At 69.9% G+C, this 18146-nt stretch carries 18 protein-coding genes; 11 read left to right on the forward strand and 7 right to left on the reverse strand.

Going from position 1 to position 18146, the window contains the following annotated elements; all coding sequences use genetic code 11:
• The first annotated feature begins 471 nt into the window (after window positions 1-471).
• Window positions 472-1074: an NUDIX hydrolase gene (locus tag O3X23_RS42235; protein WP_269280103.1), complete on the forward strand. Its 603-nt coding sequence runs from the start codon at window positions 472-474 to the stop codon at window positions 1072-1074.
• 73 nt (window positions 1075-1147) lie between these two features.
• Here O3X23_RS42235 and O3X23_RS42240 read toward each other — a convergent pair whose 3' ends face one another.
• Window positions 1148-1546 carry a DUF805 domain-containing protein gene (locus O3X23_RS42240; protein ID WP_269280106.1) on the reverse strand — a complete coding sequence of 133 codons (399 nt, stop codon included), beginning with the start codon at window positions 1544-1546 and terminating at the stop codon, window positions 1148-1150.
• A gap of 782 nt (window positions 1547-2328) precedes the next feature.
• Between O3X23_RS42240 and O3X23_RS42245 the strand changes: the two genes are divergently transcribed.
• The 3 genes from O3X23_RS42245 to O3X23_RS42255 all read left to right on the forward strand — a co-directional run bounded on the left by O3X23_RS42245 (window position 2329) and on the right by O3X23_RS42255 (window position 7369).
• Entirely contained in the window at window positions 2329-2790 is a 462-nt protein-coding gene (locus tag O3X23_RS42245) for a DUF4231 domain-containing protein (RefSeq protein WP_269280108.1), read from the forward strand.
• Between the two features lie 101 nt (window positions 2791-2891).
• Window positions 2892-4121 (forward strand): TIR-like protein FxsC, encoded by a 1230-nt coding sequence (locus tag O3X23_RS42250; protein WP_269280111.1) that lies wholly within the window; start codon window positions 2892-2894, stop codon window positions 4119-4121.
• Window positions 4118-7369: a KGGVGR-motif variant AAA ATPase gene (locus O3X23_RS42255; RefSeq protein ID WP_269280115.1), complete on the forward strand. Its 3252-nt coding sequence runs from the start codon at window positions 4118-4120 to the stop codon at window positions 7367-7369. Before O3X23_RS42250 ends, O3X23_RS42255 begins: the two co-directional genes overlap by 4 nt.
• Window positions 7370-7409: 40 nt before the next feature.
• On the opposite strand, the gene O3X23_RS42260 is transcribed toward O3X23_RS42255, so the two are convergent.
• The 3 genes from O3X23_RS42260 to O3X23_RS42270 all read right to left on the reverse strand — a co-directional run bounded on the left by O3X23_RS42260 (window position 7410) and on the right by O3X23_RS42270 (window position 10152).
• Window positions 7410-8243: an SDR family oxidoreductase gene (locus O3X23_RS42260; protein ID WP_269280118.1), complete on the reverse strand. Its 834-nt coding sequence runs from the start codon at window positions 8241-8243 to the stop codon at window positions 7410-7412.
• Window positions 8244-8636: 393 nt separating this feature from the next.
• A complete protein-coding gene (locus tag O3X23_RS42265; RefSeq protein ID WP_269280121.1) occupies window positions 8637-9422 on the reverse strand; it encodes a class I SAM-dependent methyltransferase in 786 nt (261 codons plus the stop codon).
• A gap of 85 nt (window positions 9423-9507) precedes the next feature.
• Window positions 9508-10152 (reverse strand): dihydrofolate reductase family protein, encoded by a 645-nt coding sequence (locus O3X23_RS42270; RefSeq protein ID WP_269280124.1) that lies wholly within the window; start codon window positions 10150-10152, stop codon window positions 9508-9510.
• A gap of 426 nt (window positions 10153-10578) precedes the next feature.
• On the opposite strand from O3X23_RS42270, the gene O3X23_RS42275 reads away from it, so the two are divergent.
• Window positions 10579-11130, forward strand: a complete 552-nt coding sequence (locus O3X23_RS42275; RefSeq protein ID WP_269280127.1) for a hypothetical protein — start codon at window positions 10579-10581, stop codon at window positions 11128-11130.
• Here O3X23_RS42275 and O3X23_RS42280 read toward each other — a convergent pair.
• Both O3X23_RS42280 and O3X23_RS42285 read right to left on the reverse strand, forming a co-directional pair.
• Window positions 11111-11728, reverse strand: coding sequence for a GNAT family N-acetyltransferase (locus tag O3X23_RS42280; protein ID WP_269280130.1), 618 nt, complete (start codon window positions 11726-11728; stop codon window positions 11111-11113). The genes O3X23_RS42275 and O3X23_RS42280 overlap by 20 nt on opposite strands.
• A gap of 88 nt (window positions 11729-11816) precedes the next feature.
• Entirely contained in the window at window positions 11817-12722 is a 906-nt protein-coding gene (locus O3X23_RS42285; RefSeq protein WP_269280147.1) for a LysR family transcriptional regulator, read from the reverse strand.
• Window positions 12723-12865: 143 nt separating this feature from the next.
• Between O3X23_RS42285 and O3X23_RS42290 the strand changes: the two genes are divergently transcribed.
• The 4 genes from O3X23_RS42290 (at window position 12866) to O3X23_RS42305 (ending at window position 16592) form a co-directional block, all read left to right on the forward strand.
• Window positions 12866-13600 (forward strand): flavodoxin family protein, encoded by a 735-nt coding sequence (locus O3X23_RS42290; RefSeq protein ID WP_269280133.1) that lies wholly within the window; start codon window positions 12866-12868, stop codon window positions 13598-13600.
• A 417-nt stretch (window positions 13601-14017) separates the two neighbouring features.
• Window positions 14018-14302 carry a polyprenyl synthetase gene (locus O3X23_RS42295; RefSeq protein ID WP_269280136.1) on the forward strand — a complete coding sequence of 95 codons (285 nt, stop codon included), beginning with the start codon at window positions 14018-14020 and terminating at the stop codon, window positions 14300-14302.
• On the forward strand, window positions 14295-15347 hold the full coding sequence (locus O3X23_RS42300; RefSeq protein ID WP_269280139.1) for a polyprenyl synthetase family protein: 1053 nt from the start codon (window positions 14295-14297) through the stop codon (window positions 15345-15347). The genes O3X23_RS42295 and O3X23_RS42300 overlap by 8 nt, the downstream gene beginning before the upstream one ends.
• 81 nt (window positions 15348-15428) lie before the next feature.
• Window positions 15429-16592 (forward strand): oxygenase MpaB family protein, encoded by a 1164-nt coding sequence (locus O3X23_RS42305; RefSeq protein WP_269280142.1) that lies wholly within the window; start codon window positions 15429-15431, stop codon window positions 16590-16592.
• A 211-nt stretch (window positions 16593-16803) separates the two neighbouring features.
• Here O3X23_RS42305 and O3X23_RS42310 read toward each other — a convergent pair whose 3' ends face one another.
• Complete coding sequence (locus tag O3X23_RS42310; protein ID WP_443048145.1) at window positions 16804-17655, reverse strand: LysR family transcriptional regulator; 852 nt, start codon at window positions 17653-17655, stop codon at window positions 16804-16806.
• 43 nt (window positions 17656-17698) lie between these two features.
• Here O3X23_RS42310 and O3X23_RS42315 point away from each other — a divergent pair, with 43 nt between their 5' ends.
• Entirely contained in the window at window positions 17699-17842 is a 144-nt protein-coding gene (locus O3X23_RS42315; RefSeq protein ID WP_269280145.1) for a hypothetical protein, read from the forward strand.
• Window positions 17843-17884: 42 nt separating this feature from the next.
• Window positions 17885-18146, forward strand: a 262-nt coding sequence (locus tag O3X23_RS42320; protein ID WP_269280153.1) for a transposase, incomplete at its 3' end; no start/stop codon positions are given.

The raw sequence follows: 18146 nt of genomic DNA on the forward strand, positions 1-18146 counted from the left end.
GGCCTCCTGCAGAAGGTCGCCCGCGCGACCTACATCCTCGCGCCCGCCTGGATGCACAACGATCACCAGCAGCCAGCACAACCCACACCGTTGACAGGACTGTCGGCCTCTTAACTTCGCGGCCTTGGTTCAACCGGAGCTTCGTTGCGTACGTGACGGGCCCGGCCCGACCGCCTGGCCTGCGGACTCACGTGATCATCCGGACTTTGAAACGCCCCTGGCCGGTCGGCTGTGGGATGTGACCGGCGGCGGGATCCACTGCGGCGGGATCAGCGCGTAGTCGGGGATCGGCCGCTCGCGCTGCTCGTCGTCCCCGTTCCAGACCTTCCCGGCTTTCGGTCTCGGGCGACGGCACAGCTGGATTCCGCGCAGGCAAGTAGCGCACCACATTGCGGCCGAAACGTACTCACAGGATGAATGCGACGTGATATAGGCCAGATTGAGGCTGGCTCCTCCACATTTTGGGCACCTGTGCCCTGGCAGCGTGGAATCGTTGTTCCACGCTTCCTCGTAGATGTCGAACCGGCGCGTGAAACCGACCGGACCACCGCTCCCTCGTTACCGTCGACCACCTCTCCCGACCTCACGCCCCCAGGGATCATGGAACCGCAACCCGCACAACCTGTCATCGACACCCACGTCATCCTCCGCGACGGCGACAAGCTGCTTCTCTCCCGGCGCGGCAGCCCCTACGGCTACGGTCGCTGGCACATGCCGTCGGGAAAGCTCGACCCCGGAGAGTCCCTGAAGGTGGGAGCCGCGCGGGAGTTGTCGGAGGAGACCGGCGTTGTGGTCGATCCGCATCACCTGCGTCTGGTCCACGTCGTGCACCACCGGCAGGCCGATGCCGGGACGCGCATCGGTTTCTTCTTCGTGGCGACCGAGTGGCGCGGCATTCCGGTCAACCGGGAACCGGCGAAGTGTCTTGGTCTGCAGTGGTTCAGCGTCCAGGAACTGCCCGAGGACATCATCGAGTACCCGCACGCAGGTCTTCTCGGCTATCTGAAGGGCGACGGCGGCCTGACGGAACACGGTTGGGCATCACCCACCGCATCGCCGACGCCCAGTCCGTGAGCGGCACGTCGCACGAGGGGGTGAAACGCACAGCGGCCCCCGGTGAACCGGGGGCCGCTGGGAGAAGTGGCGGTCAGCCCTGGGGGCCGGCGGGGGTGAACGGGGGGCCGTCCGTGTAGCCCGCGTGTCCGTCCTTCGGGTTGGCACCGTACTGGTTGGCACCCGGCGCGCTGTCGGTGGCCAGGAACACGATGAGGATGATGCCGCCGACGCAGGGAATCAGCGAGAGGAGGATGAACCACCCCGACCGGTTCGTGTCGTGCAGGCGGCGCGCGGTCACGGCCAGCGTCGGCAGCAGCGTCGCGAGGCTGAAGAGCAGGGCGATCCACGGGTCAGTACCGGCGATCGCGTCCAGCACCCGCAGGACGATGGCGATGATGGTGCCGATCAGGGTGTACATCCAGAATTCGCGGCGGCGAGCACGCCCGCTGAAGTTGGTGTACTGCTTGAGCACGTCAAAATATGCGTTCATTGTCCCCCCAAGGACACGAAGGAGCCTGTCCTTCCGGATCAAGCCGAGAGAGGGGAACGTATGTGCCCAGAGGGCGTGGGTCAAACCGTTACCTTGTCGGCCGTGCGGACTTGACGCCGGCGGACGATTTCGTGCTCCTGTTTACGTGGCACGCTGTGCTGAAGTGCCCGCATTTAAGCGACTATTCACCGCAGGTATCCTTCCCACGCTTTCTTCGCCCGCTACCCAGCGGCCATGGCCCATTCCCCCGGCATGCTGTCGATCGAAGCGCGCGCCGTTGTATCGGGTGAGGAGGATCGTCGTGACTGCGAGAACATCCCGCCTGAAGGATTCGGTGCGCTTTTGGGTCCTTTGTGTCTTCTGCCTGACCTTTGCGGGACACGAAGGGATCCTGGGATTCATCGAGCTCCTGGGTATTGTCGCGGTCACTCTGTGGCTCTGCTTCGACGTCGCCAGATCGCTTCGATCATGGCACCAACAGCGCAGCGCCGAGAAGTAGTTGATCGCGCTGCTCAACCATCCGGTCTCAGGAATCTCGCGCTATCGAGGATCGACTTCTGGATGGTTCCCGGGATCGCCCGACCAAGGCGAGTTGAACGCGCGCGTCCGTCTGGCATGCGTGCACCCGTCGCCGAAGGTGACGACCCGGGCGGAATCAGGGGTCAGGCACCCTCACCCGGGGAGAATCCGCGACCCCTGATCCTGCGGATGCCCACGCGGGCCGCGACGTGGCAGCTACTGTGTGTGCACCATCGGTGCCACACCTGCTCGGGGGAGCTCGCGTGTCCTCTTCACCGTCCGGCGAGTCCGCGCCACCCGGCTACGCCCTCGGGCTGGCCGACGGTTCCTACGGCTGGTACCTGAAGGCGGCGATCAAGGCGCGTCGTCTGTACCGCTTCACGGAGGTGGTGCAACTGCTGGTGTCGGCGGCCATTCCGGTGACCGCGGTGTTCCACCCGGGCAACGCCCGTACGCCGGCTGTCCTCGGCGGGATCGTCGTGGTCGTGACCGGACTGCGTGCGGCCTTTCACTGGCAGGACGACTACGTGCGCTTCAGCCAGGCGCGGGAGGCGGTGGAGGCCGAGCGGCGGCTGTACCGAACCGGTGCGGAGCCGTACGCGGACACCTCCACCCGGGACCGTGTTCTCGCCGCCAGTGTCACACGGATCGAACAGCAGGAGATGGGCACCTGGGTGCAGTTGGCATCGCCGCACCGGGACAGCCGGGAGGCAGAAGCGCCGTGAAAACCCCGGAGACAACCGGCGGTGGTTCCCCCGACGGGAGCCCATGCCGGTGAGTCGAGCGGGCAGTGACGTGCCCTGGTAACCGCAGGACAGATCCCGCCGTGCGAGGCCCCGTGACCCACTTCTTCTTCAGCTACGCCCGGACCGACGCGGTCGATGACTACATTTACACGTTCTTCGACGAACTGTGCCTCGAGGTCGGCGCCCGCACCGGGCGGGCTCAGGACGTCGGATTCCTCGACAAGAACCAGCCGCCGGGATCGGACTGGGCCCTCACCACCGGCGGAGCGCTCGGCACCTGCGACGTTTTCGTTCCCGTCTACTCGTCGCATTTCTTCGCCAGCAAGTACTGCGGCCAGGAGTGGCACTCCTTCCACGCGCGCCTGGACGAGCACCGCCGGGCGACCGGAGCGCGACCGTTGTGCGTGGTGCCCGTGTGGTGGGTACCGCCGCTGGGCGGCGTGCCGGACGCCACGTCGTGGGTGCAGGACACCCGCGACCAGTTCGGTGCCGACTACGCCGCGAACGGCCTCCGCTTCCTGATGCGCGTGACCAGTCGCAGGAACGCCTACGAGGAGGCCCTGTTCGGGCTGACGCAGCGGATCGTCGACGCCGCCAAGGCGCCCGCACGCCCTGTGGGCGTCCTCGACCTCGAGCGGGCCCCCAACGCCTTCGCCGCCGCCACACCCCCGCCCCCCGTCCGGGAGCGACCACGGGGCGCGGTGCGCGGACCCCGGCGCGTCACCTTCATCGTGGTGGCCGGCGGCACGGAGCGCATGCGGATGGTGCGCACGGTCCTGGAGTCGTACGGCGAGGACTGGGAGGACTGGCGGCCCTACCACCCCGAGACGCCCGACCCGCTCGCGCTGCGGGCGCAGGGAGTGGCCCTCGCGCAGAACATGCTCTCCTGGCTGCAGCCGCTGGACGAGACGCTGCTCGACACGATCGAAGCGGCCCGGGAGCGGCGGGAACTCGTCGTGCTGCTGGTCGATCCCTGGGCCACCGGGCTCGAGGACTACCAGCGGATCCTCGCCCGTCTCAACGACCGGCGGTATGCCAACACCGCCGTGGTCGTGTCCTGGGAGGCGCTCACCGCCGACCGGGGCACGGCCGAGGAGATGCTCGACGAGTGCCTGTCCAACTGGAGTGACGAGAAGCAGGTGTTCCACGACAACGTCCAGTCGATGAAGGAGTTCGAGACCGCGCTGGCCGGGGCACTGGACGAAATCCGCCGGCGGGTCGTCAAGCAGGCCACGAAGGTACGCCCGGTCCGCGAACCGGGCCCGTCCTCCCGCCCGGTCGTGGCCGGGCCAGGAGGGGTGGCGTCGTGAACGGGACCATCCTCACCTTCTACTCCTACAAAGGGGGCACCGGCCGGTCGATGGCCGTGGCCAACATCGCCTGGATCCTGGCGAACAACGGCCTGCGCGTGCTGGTCGTCGACTGGGACCTCGAAGCCCCCGGACTCCACCGGTACTTCCACCCCTTCCTGCCGGACCCGGAGCTGCGGTCCTCTCCCGGGATCATCGACCTGCTGTGGGCGTTCGCCGAGGCCGCCGTGGACCCGGACGATCCGGCCGACGACCTTCCGGACGACCCCGCCTGGTACGAGCAGTACGCCCAGGTCGCGCCCTACGCGGTCTCGGTGCAGTACGACGCCTTCCCGGGCGCCGGAACGGTCGACCTGGTACCGGCCGGCCGCCAGAACCCCTCCTACGCGAACCTGGTGAGCGCGTTCGACTGGGACGACTTCTACGACCGCCTGGGCGGAGGCGGGTTCCTGGAAGCGCTCAAGCGGGACATGCGCAGCGGCTACGACTACGTCCTGATCGACAGCCGCACCGGCCTCAGCGACACGGCGAGCATCTGCACCGTCCAGATGCCCGACGTCCTCGTCGACTGCTTCTCCCTGAGCACCCAGGCCATCGACGGTGCCGCGGCCGTGGCCACCTCCGCCCAGAGCCAGCACCGCAGTGGCCACCTGAAGGTCTTCCCGGTGCCGATGCGCGTGGAGGACGCGGAGTTGGACAAGCTCGACGCGAGCCGCGACTACGCCCGCGCCCGCTTCGGCCGGTTCCTGTCGCACGTCGACGACCCCGACCGGTACTGGGGCGAGGTCGAGATCCCGTACAAGAGCTTCTACGCGTACGAGGAGACCCTGGCGACCGTCGGCGACCGCCCGCGCCAGGAGAACACCGTCCTCGCCGCCACGGAACGGGTCGTGGCCCACCTCACCGACGGACGGGTCACCGAGCTGCGGTCGCAGCTGACGGAGACCGAACGGCGAGCACTGCTCAGCCGCTTCCAGCGACACCTGCCCGTGGCCGGGCAGCGCGCCGCCGGGACCCGCCTCCAGGGAGTGCCGCCACGGGTGTTCATCGCCTACACCTACGACTCCGCGGAGCACTTCAGCGCCGTGCGCGAGCTGTGGTACCTGCTGCGCGAACAGGGCGCCGACGCCCGCCTGGACCAGCCGCCCGGGCAGCGCCGCGCCGACTGGGTGTCGTGGCTGGCGGACGAGGTGCGCGCGGCGGACGTCGTGCTCGAGGTCGTTCCCGCGGCCCGCGTGCAGGACGCCAGGGCCGAAGACGCGGGCGGCGCGGCACCGCCGCGGGCCGCGGACCTCGTCCGCGACGAGCTCGGGCTCGCCCCGAAGCCCCATCTGGCGGTTGTCCTGCCCGGCGGCTCCACGGAGCAGGCCCCGGCGTACCTCACCCGGTCCACCGGACGCCCGGTCGTCGTCGAGCACCTGACCGCGGCAGGCGTCGAGCCGCTCAGCGAGCGGGTGGCGCGGGCGGCCCGCAGCCGAAGCGCGGAGCCGCCGGCGGCTGCGCCGCTGGGAAGCGGCTGGGAGGCGGTGGCGTCGGCCATGGCCGACCCCGAGCTGGTCGGGACCGCGGTGACGCTGCGGCGGCTCGTCACCGCGCAGTTGGAGGGTGAGGCGGCGTTCCGCCGGCTCACCGCCGCCGCACCCCTACCGGTGCGGTGGCACATGACGGAACGACCTACCCTGGGACCGGCGGACGGCATGTGGTTGCAAGGCGGTCCGGTGCGGCCGGAAGAACCCCTCACCGGTGTCGTGCAACGCCTCTACGAGGGCTTCCTCACGGTGCCGACCCGGCAGATGGTGCTCCTGGGAGACCCCGGGGCCGGCAAGACCACGGCGCTGATCCTGCTGGCTCTGCGCATGCTCAAGGGCCAGATCCCGGAAGGCGCAGCCCCGGTTCCCGTGCTCCTGTCGGCCGCCACCTGGCGACCGGACACCGAAAGTCTGCGGTACTGGATCGCGCGCAGGCTGCGCGAGGACTACTCCGGTCCGCTTCACACCCCGCTCGGCAGCCACCTCGTGCGGGAACTGGCCGACAGCCCACTGATCCTGCCCATCCTGGACGGCCTCGACGAACTGCCGAGCCATCTGCTGGACCTGGCGCTGAACGCCCTGGCCGAGGCCCCGTTCACCCAACCCCTGCTGGTGGCCTGCCGCACGGAGCCTTACCACGCGGCGTTCGACCGCACCGGGCAGACTCTGCGCAAGGCGGCCGTCATCGAACTCCAGCCCCTGGCCCCCGACGACGCCGCCGACTACCTCCAAGCAAGCGCCTCATCCAGCGGCACGCGGTGGAACCTGATTCTGGAGGCGCTGCGGCAGGCGCCGGAGGCTCCGGTGAGCCGGGTCCTGACGACTCCGCTGCTGCTCGATCTCGTGCGCACGTCGTATCAGGCCCCGCGCACCGACCCGACCGAACTCCTGTCGTTCCCGGAGGAGGGCATCCGGACGCAACTGCACCGGAGATACCTTCCGGCCGTCTACAGCGCGCGCCCCCAGCACCCGGGCCGCGGCAGCCGATACCCCGCCGAGCGGGTGACGCGGTGGTTCTCCTTTCTCGCGGAATGGCAGATCAGAACGGGACAAGGAACCGACATCGCTTGGTGGCGGCTGCATACGTCGCTACCCCGCGCCGCCTCCCGTGCGTGGCTCGGGCTCTTCGGCGCCGCCTTCGGCGGCCTGTTCATGTTCATCGCGCTCACCATCGCCATCACGGCCAACCTCGACGTCCTTTATGCCGCCTCGGACGAGATACTGCAGGACTCTCTGATCACCGGAGGCCTGCTGGGAGCAGCGACCGCGCTCGTCGCGAGCCCGCCGCAGTCGCACCGAGGAATCCTGGAGAGACTGACCACCTCTCGACCCCTTCAGGTACTGGGGCGCCGATGGCCCTCCCAGCGGTCCGTCAGCCCGCAGGGCGCCCTGCGCAACAACCGCAGCGGCATCCTGCTCATCGGCTTCGTGGCCTGCCTGCTCTCCACCGGGCCAACATTGGCCGCCGTCCTGGCGGGCAATTTCACCGGGGCCCTCATCCTGCTCGCGGCAACCCTTGCGGCACTCCTCGTGCTGCTCAACACCAGTGCCTGGGGGTGGTACACGGTGACCCGGTGGCGGCTGGCCCTGCACGGAAGCCTGCCGTGGAGACCGATGAGTTTCCTGGAGGACGCCCACTCGCGGGGCGTCCTGCGGCAGCAAGGAGCCGTCTACAGTTTCAGGCATGACGGGTTGAGGAATTCACTCCTCGTCAGGTGATCGCCCCCGGGGTCTCCCCCCGGAGGGGGAAGGCCCGCCGCTAGGGCATCGGTGGGCTCTGTGTGAGGAGCCGGGCGGCGGCGAACTCCGTGCGGGAGGCCTGCTCGGCCAGGTCCAGGAAGCCGTACGCGTCGTCGCCGACCGGGATACGCAGGGGCGTGGGGCCGTCGGCGGCGACGATGGCGAGGACCTGTGCCGCGAAGTTTTCGGGGCGGCCGGTCTCGGGGTTGTCCGCGAGGCCGCGGGAGCCCTCGAGCATCTCGCGGTTGGTGCCGTCGTAGGCGGCGATACGGTGGTCGGCCTCGGTCATGGACGTGCCGTAGCGCGTGGCGAACATACCCGGCTCGAGCACGGTCACGCGGATGTTGTGCGGGGCCGCCTCGATGGCCAGGGCCTGACTCATGCCCTCCAGAGCGTGCTTCGCGGCGCCGTAGGCACCCATGCCCGGGAAGGCCATCCGGCCGACCACGGACGATACGTTCACGATGTGCCCGTGCCCCTGAGCTCGCATCAGTGGCAGGACGAGACGGGTCAGCCGCCACGGGCCCACCGTCAGGATCTCCAACTGCTCCCGCAGCTCGACGTCCGAGACCTCCTCGACCGCGCCGAACAGGCCGACACCGGCGTTGTTCACGAGGATGTCGATTCCGCCGAGGCGCTCGACCGCGGTGCCGACCGCTTCCTCGCAGGAGGCGGCATCCCGCAGTTCGAGAGGGACCGGGATGATGCGCCCGGGCCAGGCCGCCACCAGCCCCTCCAGGTCCGCGGTCTTGCGGGCGGTCACCGCCAGTTCGTCCCCGGCCGCCGCGGCGGCGGCGGCCAGTGCGTGCCCCAGGCCCGAGGAGCAACCCGTGATCAGCCAGCGTCGTCCCATCGTTCCCCCAGTGATCGTGGTACCTGATCAGGCGTTTCGTTCCAACGGCCCCTCGTCGTGGCCGAGGTGTGCCGGCCGTCGGCGGCGCGCACAGACGACCGTCGCGCCGCCGCCCCCGTCAGGGCCGGTCGCACAGCCACGGCCGCCGTCGCACTTCTGCTGTCGCGATGGTCCTGCGGTCGTCGTCGAGCGTGGCCGCCCGCCACGCAACCCCCGGACCGCCCCGGGCGCGACTGGCCGGCCGAGGGCGGCAGTTCATGGTCGCGAGGATCCAGTTCGGGGGCATCCGTCCTGCAGGGGCGCACGGGGGCACCCGGGCGCACGGGCGGGCGCTCGCGCGCTGATGCCGCGTGCCGGCGGCGGTGCATCGGGCTCGGGAGGCGTCCTGACGCTTCACAGCCGCCGAACGCGCAGCACGCCGGTCTGCATCGGGAGCGTGAACTCGCCGTGCGCGGTCTCCGGTCTGCCGGCGAGGAAGGCGCGGATCCGACCCAACGTGGCCTGCTGTTCTGGTGCCCGCATGACCAGCACCCCCGCGCGCGTCGCGATGGTTGCGACGAGGGAGTCGGCGGTGCGGCGCTGTCCGTGTGGGAACTCGGCCTGCTCCGGAGAACCGAATCGGGCGGCCACGCCGGACGCGGCCTTGGGAAGATGCGTGTCGGCTGTTTCGGCGCGCCAAGCGCTGGGTGTGTCGCGCGGGCCGATGGCCGCGCTCCCGCTGACCCGCGCGAGCCCGGCCACCCACTCGACCCGGTCGTCCACAAGGTTCCACAGGCCGGCCAGAACGCCGCCGGGCGCGAGGACCCTGGAGATCTCGGGCCCCGCGAGGGCCATGTCGAACCAGTGCATGGCGTTGCCGGCCAGCACAGCATCGACGGAGGCGTCCGGCAGCGGGATCGCCTCCGCAGTACCCGGCAGGGCCCGGACAGCCGACAGCGACCGGCGCAGCTCGGTCAACATCGCCGGGTCGGGCTCGACCGCGATGACTTCGGCCCCCAGCGCGAGCAGCGTCGCGGTCAGCTTGCCGGTGCCGGCGCCCAGGTCGAGCACACGCGGACCGGGGGCCGGCTCGAGCGCCCAGCGCACCGCCGCGTGGGCGTAGTCCGGACGGTGCTCGCCGTACGCGCCCGCCGCAGCGCCGAAGGACGAGCTGAGAAGAAGCCGGTCATCGTGGGCCATGCGATCAACGTATCGACGCCCCTGCCGGCCGGCTACCCCGCCGGCGACGACGAGCCGGCCGGCCGGGGCCTTTCCTGATGACCCGTCACTTGTGCCAGAACAGGTGGTGCGCCACCCCGCTGGGGCTGGGAACGACCTCCAAATGAAACCGGTCGAGCAGCTCATCGGGGGATCCCCAGAGCCGTACTCCGGACCCGAACTTCACCGGCGAGACGACCACGTGCAGGGTGTCGACGAGGTCGGCGTCGAGAAACTGCCGGATGGTGGTGGCCCCGCCACCGAGTCGGACGTCCTTGCCCTGGGCCGCCTCGCGAGCCTGGTCGAGGACTGTGGCAGGGTCGCCGTCGACGAAGTGGAACGTGGTGTCGGAGAGTGTGATCGACGGCCGCTTGTGGTGGGTCAGAACGAATACCGGGGTGTGGAACGGCGGCTCGTCACCCCACCAGCCCTGCCACTCATGGTCCTGCCAGGGCCCGCGCTGGGGCCCGAACTTGTTGCGACCCATGATCTCCGCGCCGATGTTGCGGGCGTAGTCGCGCGTGAGGTAGTCGTCCAGGCCCCGGCTCCCTCCGGGTTCGGTGCGCATGGGCCAGCTCGCGGTGGCGCCGGCCCAGGCGAACAGTCTCCCGGGGTCGACATGCCCGAAGGGCCGTTCGAGGGTCTGGTCCTCGCCGGCACCGATGCCATCGCTCGAGACGTTGAAATTCTGGACCCGCAGTAGCTGAGCCACGTGTTCCTCCTCTGTTGTCGGCAACAGTGCTGACTTGCCGGGCCGGGAAAACTCATCGCTGCGTCCGTGACCGCTCGAGGTCGCCGGGCCGAGGCGCACCCACGCACGCCCGTCGAGGCTGTTGGGACGGTGGCTCCGGGCATCGGCTGGGACGCTGCCACTGCCACTGCTGCCGCCCTGGTCCGGCCGGCCGGCGGGTTGAGCGCTGCACGGTGGGTGGATCGGGCTGAGGGCAGTACCGCGAGGGTCGGGGTGTGACAGGCTCCGTGTGGGCCGTAACGGGGACGATGTCGGATTGTGGGGAGCTGCTCTGTCCGCGTGGCGGAGGGCGGGTGTGTCGGGCATTCGCCGGGGTTGGATGTCTGCGTCGGCTGCGATGGTACGCGGGCGCGTCAGAGAAATCGCGGACCGGAGGAGTGTTTCATCATGCTCGCTGACCTCAGGCAGCTGGAACGGATCGTGGGCAGACGGGCCGCGCTCAGGTACGCGGGTATCGGGCTGGTAACCGTCGCCGTCGCGGCCTGCGGCGGGAAGAAGAACTCCGGAGGCTCGGACAATAAGCTCACCGTCGGGGCTGTCGCCTTGGACGCGTTCGCGCGCGGCACCTGGAAGCTGACGATCACTCCGGCGGGCAAGACCCACGATTCATACTCGACGATCACCATTGCGGCCGGCGCCTGGCACATGGATGACGTCACGCGTTCGGGGACGTACAGCTTCTCGGCGGGAACGCTCTCGGTCATCGACCCGAAGAACGACAACGGCAGTGACCAAGCCGGTTGGACGGGGACCGGGGTACCGGATCAGGTGGGCAAGGGCACGTCCGTCAAGCTCGGTTGGTCACCGGACCCCTCCACCGACCCCTCGCGAGAACTCCCCGTCACCTGGGACGGCACCACCCTCACGCTCAAGCTGATGCCGAACGATCGGCGCCGTGGCGAGGAGGCCCCGGTGGTCATCACCGCGGTCCGGGCCTGAGGCGCAGGTCTTCGACCACCGGTGCGGGCCGGCCCGCGCGCACCGCGTCGGTGATCACCGCAGGGCGGTTCAACCGCCAGATCACGTCGATCCCGACACCCGCGGGAGCTGCGGGCGGCATTGCCTGTTGATGCCGGACTTCGGTGAAGCCCAACCGGCGCGGTATGGCGGCGCTGGAGATATTGGCCAGGTCGTGGGTGATCTCCAGGTAATCCACCTCCGGCAGGGTGAACATCTCGGTGACCATGGCCGCGGTGGCACCTGTGGCGATGCCCTGACCGGTGGCGGCAGGGTGCAGCCAGTACCCGATGCGCCGGCCCCGAGGCTCGGCCCCCCGGTAGCTCTGGCACATGCCGATGAGGGTGTCCACCTGGGTGATGGCGTAGTTGTACACGTCACCGCTCGCCCACTGCGACGCGGACCGCGTGAGAAAGCCGCGGGTGCTCGTCTCGCTGTGCCGGGTGGCCCACAGCTCCCAGGGGCGCAGGTGGTCCACCGATTCCTCGATCAACGTGAACGCGGCAGCGAAGTCGTCCTGGCCCCGCCAGCGGCGCAGGACGAAGTCTCCGCACTCGATGAGCTGCCTCGGTCGTTCCATGACGGCCATGATGGCTCCACCGTCGCCGGTCTGTCTGTCCTCCTGCTCGCGGCATATCCGTTCGCACTGGCAGGTCACTACGACATGTTCAGCCCGCGAACGCGTCCCTCTTGGACACATTGTCCGCGGCCTGCAGCAGCAGGTCGCGCAGTGCCGTGGCGGTGTCCGACGGCTCGAGGGGAGTGAGGACGACCTGGTCGACGGTGGTCGAGGGGCCGGAGAGGGGGATGACGCGCAGGCCGGATGGCCGGTGGTCGAGTGCGGATTCGACGGTGATGCCGATGCCCGTTCCCGCGGCGACATGAGCGGCGATGGCGTGCACGCTGTCAGCCGTTCTGATGATGCGCAGGTCGGCTCCGCCGATGTGGAAGGCGGACAGGAGGCGGTCGCAGAGACCGCTGTTGATCTGATGGGGCCAGGTGAGCAGGTCGGAAGTGGACAGCTCGGACGCGCTCAGCTCCGCGTGCCCCGCCAGTGGGTGGGCCGCGGGTACGAGCGCCATGAACCTCTCGGTCGACAGCACCCGTGCGCGGACGCCGATGACGTCGCCGACCGCCCAGCCGACGCCCAGCCCGATCGTCTCTGCCCGCAGGGCCGGAACCTGGGCTGCGGTCGGCATGGCCTTCGGCACGATCGTCACGTCGGGGAAACGCTCGCGCAGTTGCGGCAGGCAGCGCAACAGCAGCTGCTGGCCGGTGTATTCGGCGTGGGCGACGACGAGTGTGGTGCGAGCTGGGTCGCCCGCAGCCAGGGAGCGTCCGCGCTGCTGGAAGTGTCGCAGCTGGGCCAGGGTGGCGTGGGCGTCGGGCAGCAACGCTTCGCCGAGGTCGGTCAGCGACACCCGGCGGCTGGTGCGGTGGAACAGCCGCCCGCCCAGAGCGCTCTCCAGCCGTCTGACCGCGTCGCTGACAGTGGGCTGCCCCCGGTGCAGGCGCGCGGCGGCGCGGCCGAAGTGGAGCTCTTCGGCGACCGCGACAAATGCTTCCAGTTCCATCCTGTCCACGGGAGCAGGCTACGCGATCGATCGGTCCGACCGATCGCTGTGTATCGGAGTCCGGCGTTGATGCGGTGCCGTGCACCGGCTGTGATGGGTGGGCAAGCAAGGATCTCCCCACGACCGGAAGCAGGGAACGGCACATGACAGGCAATGACGTTGACCGTGAGCACGACGCACCGATGGTCACGGTGACGGTGGTCTACCACTCGGTGCACGGGCACACCCGGGTCCTGGCCGAGCACCTCGCCGACGGGGCGCGGCTGGTGCCGGGCGCTCAGGTGCATCTCGTCGAGATCCGGCCCGAGGACGTCATCGCGGGCCGTTGGCACGAGGAGGAGGTGTTGGAACTGCTCGAGCGCTCCGACGCCATCGTCTTCGGGTGCCCGACGCTGATGGGCAGCGTGTCGGCGGTGTTCAAGGCGTTCATGGAGGCGGCCTTCACGCCGTTCGTGACACAGGCGTGGAAGGACAAGCTGGCCGCGGGGTTCACCATGTCTGCCTCGCAGAGCGGCGACAAGCTGGCGGTCCTGGAGCCGCTGGCGGTCTTCGGCGCGCAGCTGGGCATGCAGTGGGTCGGCGTGGGCGACATGCCGGGCAACAACTGGAGCGGTGGTTCCCGCGACGATGTGAACCGGCTGGGCTCGTGGCTGGGTCTGATGAGCCAGAGCCACGCCGACCAGGGGCCGGAGCACGCCGGATCGCGCGGCGACCGGATCACCGCGGAGCGGTACGGCGAGCGGATCGCCCGGCTGACCCAGCGTTGGGTCAACGCCGTGCCCTACGAGACCTCCCGGATGACCGAGCACCAGGCCCGCGCCCTGTCGGCCTCCCTGAGGAGGGCGGACGACGCGCCGCCGGCGCTGTCCGGGGCCTGACCTGTCCGACCGGCGGACGAGGAGCAACACCCCCGCTGTGTACGGTCCCCGCGGGCGTTCGCGTGGTGGGGTGGCGCGGCTCGCGGTCCTCGTACGGGTGACGTGGCGACCGTTTTCGGCGCGGCGCATGGTGCTTGCCCCCGACACTTGCCACGTCGGGCTGGTGGTACGACCGGGTGGGGAGTGTCATGGCGAAAAAGCCCTGCCGCGGTTCGACGACGCCAATGAGTACTCCTGGCATACCCCGGCGCCCCGGAGGCCTCCCGCCTCGGAGACCTCCCGCCCCCGAGACCTCGCGACCCGGAAGCCTCCCGCCCCGAGGCTTCCGGACCCTGCGGCCTCCCGACCCTGAGACCTGCCGATCAGCCTCCCACCCGGCCGTGGCCGGGGGAGACGTGCGATGTGAGGAGACATGTCGTGACACACCATGACGGCTGCGGGCCGGGCCTGGCCGAGGATGCGGTGGCCCTGGTGGCGGGCCTCGCCGATCTGGCGTTCAGCGGGTTGAGCAGCGCCGTGGGCGGGGTCAGCGGCCTGTTGCGCCGCGCGGATATCGCGGAACTCCTGGCTGACGGCCAGGAGGAGACCAAGGCGCGCGGCCGCCTGCTCCTGGACCGGCACGCGGCTCCGGCCCCGGCTCACCTGGAGATTCTGGCCCGCACGGTCACCGCCCGCCTGCAGGCGGAGCACAGCGGTGAGTGAACGTGAGGAGCACGCCTTACTGAAGAAGCGCATCGACCAGGTCCTCAGCACGTTCGTCGCCGAGGAAGCACAAGCGCTGGCCGACATCGATGACTGCCTGACGCCGCTGTCGGAGCAGCTCCATACCGCAGCCGGTCAGGGCAAACGCCTGCGGGCGGCGTTCTGTTACTGGGGTTGGCGCGGGACGGGCCAGCCGGACAGCGAGGCGCTGGTACGCGCCGCCGGTGCGATCGAACTGGTCCACGCGGCGGCAGTCGTGCACGACGACCTGATCGACCACAGCCGCACCCGGCGCGGCCGCCCCACCGCGCACATCGCCCTGCGGGAGGCCCTGCCCCATCACGCACGGCCGACGGTCGGCGCCCGGGCCCTGGCCATGCTGGTGGGGGATCTGCTGATGTCGATGGCCGGCCAGCTGTTCACCGGCTGCGGCCTGCCCGGCGCCTACCTCAACCGGGCCCGGCCGATGTGGGCGGTGCTGGCCCGCGAACTGGTGGCCGGTGAGTGCCTGGAGGTGATGCACACCGGCCGCGAGCCGGACCCGGACGCATCGGTGAAGGTGATCCGCTACAAGACCGCCAAGTACACGGTCGAGCATCCGCTGCAGATCGGCGGCCTCCTCGCCGGCGCCCCGCCGCGCCTGCTGCAGGCGTACAGCGACTACGGCCTGCCGCTGGGCGAGGCGTTCCAACTGCGCGACGACCTGTTGGGCCTGTTCGGCGACCCGGAGCACACCGGCAAGGATCCCGCCGACGATCTGGCAGGGAACCGCCCCACCGCCCTGATGGCCCACGCCCTCGCCTCCGCCACGCCGACCGAACGTGCCGAGCTGCGCCACCTGCTCGGGCAGGCGGACCTCACCGACCAGCAGGTGGAACGGGTCCGGGAGATCGCCCGCCGCACCGGGGCCGTCACCCGCGTCGAGGTCATGATCGCCGCCCGGCTCCGTCAGGCGCACGACGCCCTGGCCGCTGCGGACCTGACCGGCGAGGCCCGCCGCGCGCTGGCGGACCTGGCGACGCACGCGACCGACCGCACCCACTGACCGCCACCCACCGACCGCACTCACCGACCGCACCCACCAATCGCCCCCACTGACCGCCACCCACTCCACGGGAGCAGCACGATGACCTACACCCCGGCATCCATGGACACCCTGCGCACCCAAGGGGACGAACTCGCCGACGCGACCGTGGCGACGCTGTTCGAGCGCGGCGAGGTCGGCACGTTCAACACGCTCATGCGCTACGTCTCCACCGTCGGCCAGGACCTTCCCGACGGACTGCCCGACGTCGCCCGCGAGTACCTGCACCAGACCAGCACGCCGCCGTCCTGGGTGGACTGGGCCGAGATGGAGAAGGCCCGGCTGTTCTTCATCGACAACAACGTCCACATCTCCACCGCCCTGTCGTTCGCCTCGATGCCCGCCTGCTACGTCGTGCCCCACATCGCCAAGCTGCTGTCGGCCACCCACTCGCTGAAGTACCCCTCCAAGCGGATGGCCGAGACCGGCCAGTTCACCGTCTACCTCATGCAGCCCGACGCGTTCGAAGCCGGCAGCCGCTTCCTTCCCGCCGCGCAGAAAGTGCGCCTGCTGCACGCGTCGATCCGCCACCACCTCCAGCGCGAGGACCGCTGGGACACCGCCGCTCTGGGCACGCCGATCTGTCAGGAGGACATGATCGGCGGGCAGATGATGTTCTCCATCCAAGTTCTCGATGCCCTGCACCGCCTCGGTATCCACATGAGCACCGAAGGCGCCGACGCCTACTACTACGCCTGGAAAGTGGTCGGCGCGATCCTCGGCATCGACCAGGAGCATGTCCCACAGGACCTCCAGGAAGCCCGCACGTTCTCCGACCTGTACATGACCCGCCACATGGGCCCAAGCGAGGAAGGCGCCCAGCTCACCCGCCAGCTCATCGACCTCTACGAAGAGGTCGTGCCCGGTACTCTCTTCGACCCGGTCGTCGGCGCACTGATCCGCTACCTGATCGGCGACACCTGCGCCGACTGGCTGAACGTTCCCCGCACCACCTGGGACACCCTCGTCAAGGCCGTCCCCGCCCTGCTGGGGGTCCTGGAAACCATCGAGGACCGTTCACCGCTGGCGGCCTGGGCACTGGACCGGGTCGGACACCTGACGAGCGTCCTCGAACTGTCCACCCTCACCCGCGGCCGCGTCATGCACTACGCCATCCCCGAGCAACTCAAGAGCGACTTCGGTGTCAGTACCACGGTGCCGTCCAAGAGCCGATGGACCCCGCCGCCGGTCACCATCAGCCGGTAGCCCCAGAGCCAGAGCCAGGACAACGGCCGCCGGCCGCCGGCCGCCTATGGGCTTCGCCGGTCCAGGGCCGCGCGCCAGGGGGCCGGCGGCGAAGCCTCGAAAACGGTCAGGCCCTTTTCACGCAACTGCCGCTGGTGCCCCGAAACCACGGCGCTCCCTCCCCGAGAAGGCCGGTGCTGATACGCGGACGGCAGCATCGATCGCCGGGTAGTCAGTCGCGGTACGCCGCCGACGCGATGTCGACGAACGACCGGATCAACGGATTGGTGTCGCCCTCGTTCCACACCGCCACCACGCGGCTTGGCACCATGTCGATCAGCGGCACCACCGCCAGCCCCGCGGGCAGGTCGTGGCCGAGCGGGGCCAGGCCGACGGTGCCGTTCCACAGCACGGCCTGCAGGCACTCCTGGACGACGCGCACCAGGGGCCCCTCGCGCGGCTCGCCACCGTTCCAGTACGCCTGCCAGATCGGGTCGGTGCCCGGGGGAAACTGGAACCAGCGGCGGTCGCCGAGGTCGGCCAGGCGCAGCCGGCCGCGGCGGGCCAGCGGATCGTCGGCGCGGAGGACCGCGCCCACCGGATCCGTTCGCAGTTCACGCACCGTCAGGGCGGTAGCGTCAAAAGGTGCCCGCGTCAGGGCGACGTCGACCAGTCCGGCGCGCAGCCCGCAGGTGGGGTCGGTGAGGTCGGTGTCGCGGATGCGGACGTCGACGCCGGGGTGGGTTCGACGGTAGGCGGCGGCCAGTTTGGTGGCCCCCGGGTCGGTGCTGTCGCCCAGGATGCCGACCGTCAGCGTCGCAGTACCGGCCGCCGCGCTCACGCGGACACGGACGCGGTTGGCGTGCTCGAGCAGGGCCCGCGCCTCATCGAGCAGCACGGCACCCACCGGGGTGAGTGCGACTCCGGCAGGCGAGCGGGCGAACAGCAGGGCACCGATCTCGGACTCCAACTGCTTGATCGCCCGGCTCAGTGGCGGCTGGCTCATGTGCAGCCGGGTGGCGGCCCGGCCGAAGTGCAGTTCCTCAGCCACCGCCACGAAGTAGCGCAGGGTACGTAGCTCCACGCTGCAACGATACCCCGTAGGTATCAACGTCGCGGAAGGGGTCTTGGACAGTCGCACGACCCTGGCGGTGCACTGGGAGCATGACCGACGAAGCGACGAGCAGCGCATCACGGGACGACCCCGCCGTAGCGGCCGGCCGCTGACGCCACTGGCCGGCATCCAGGCGATGAGCCGCTACCCGACCTAGGGTCTGTTGCGAAAGTGGATCTTGATCGGTGATGATCATGGTGTGGCGCGTGGAGATCTGACGGATGCACAGTGGGCGAGGCTTGAGCCGTTGCTGCCGGTGGGCTGCAAGCCGGGGCGGCCGCGGCTGTGGACTCGGCGGCAACTGATGGACGGCATACGGTGGCGGACCCGGGCTGGGACGCCGTGGCGGGACGTGCCGGAACGGTACGGGCCGTGGGACCGGGTCTACGACCTGTTCCGCCGGTGGCAGCGCGACGGCACATGGCAGTTCATCTTCGAACAGCTCCAGGCGGATGCTGACG

The organism is Streptomyces sp. H39-S7, from assembly GCF_027158205.1.
Taxonomy (GTDB): Bacteria; Actinomycetota; Actinomycetes; order Streptomycetales; family Streptomycetaceae; genus Actinacidiphila.

Coding starts and splice junctions, on each gene's coding strand:
- O3X23_RS42240 (WP_269280106.1), bottom strand. CDS start 1,546: ATGAACGCATATTTTGACGTGCTCAAGCAGTACACCAACTTCAGCGGG.
- O3X23_RS42260 (WP_269280118.1), bottom strand. CDS start 8,243: ATGGGACGACGCTGGCTGATCACGGGTTGCTCCTCGGGCCTGGGGCAC.
- O3X23_RS42265 (WP_269280121.1), bottom strand. CDS start 9,422: ATGGCCCACGATGACCGGCTTCTTCTCAGCTCGTCCTTCGGCGCTGCG.
- O3X23_RS42275 (WP_269280127.1), top strand. CDS start 10,579: ATGCTCGCTGACCTCAGGCAGCTGGAACGGATCGTGGGCAGACGGGCC.
- O3X23_RS42280 (WP_269280130.1), bottom strand. CDS start 11,728: ATGGAACGACCGAGGCAGCTCATCGAGTGCGGAGACTTCGTCCTGCGC.
- O3X23_RS42285 (WP_269280147.1), bottom strand. CDS start 12,722: ATGGAACTGGAAGCATTTGTCGCGGTCGCCGAAGAGCTCCACTTCGGC.
- O3X23_RS42290 (WP_269280133.1), top strand. CDS start 12,866: ATGACAGGCAATGACGTTGACCGTGAGCACGACGCACCGATGGTCACG.
- O3X23_RS42305 (WP_269280142.1), top strand. CDS start 15,429: ATGACCTACACCCCGGCATCCATGGACACCCTGCGCACCCAAGGGGAC.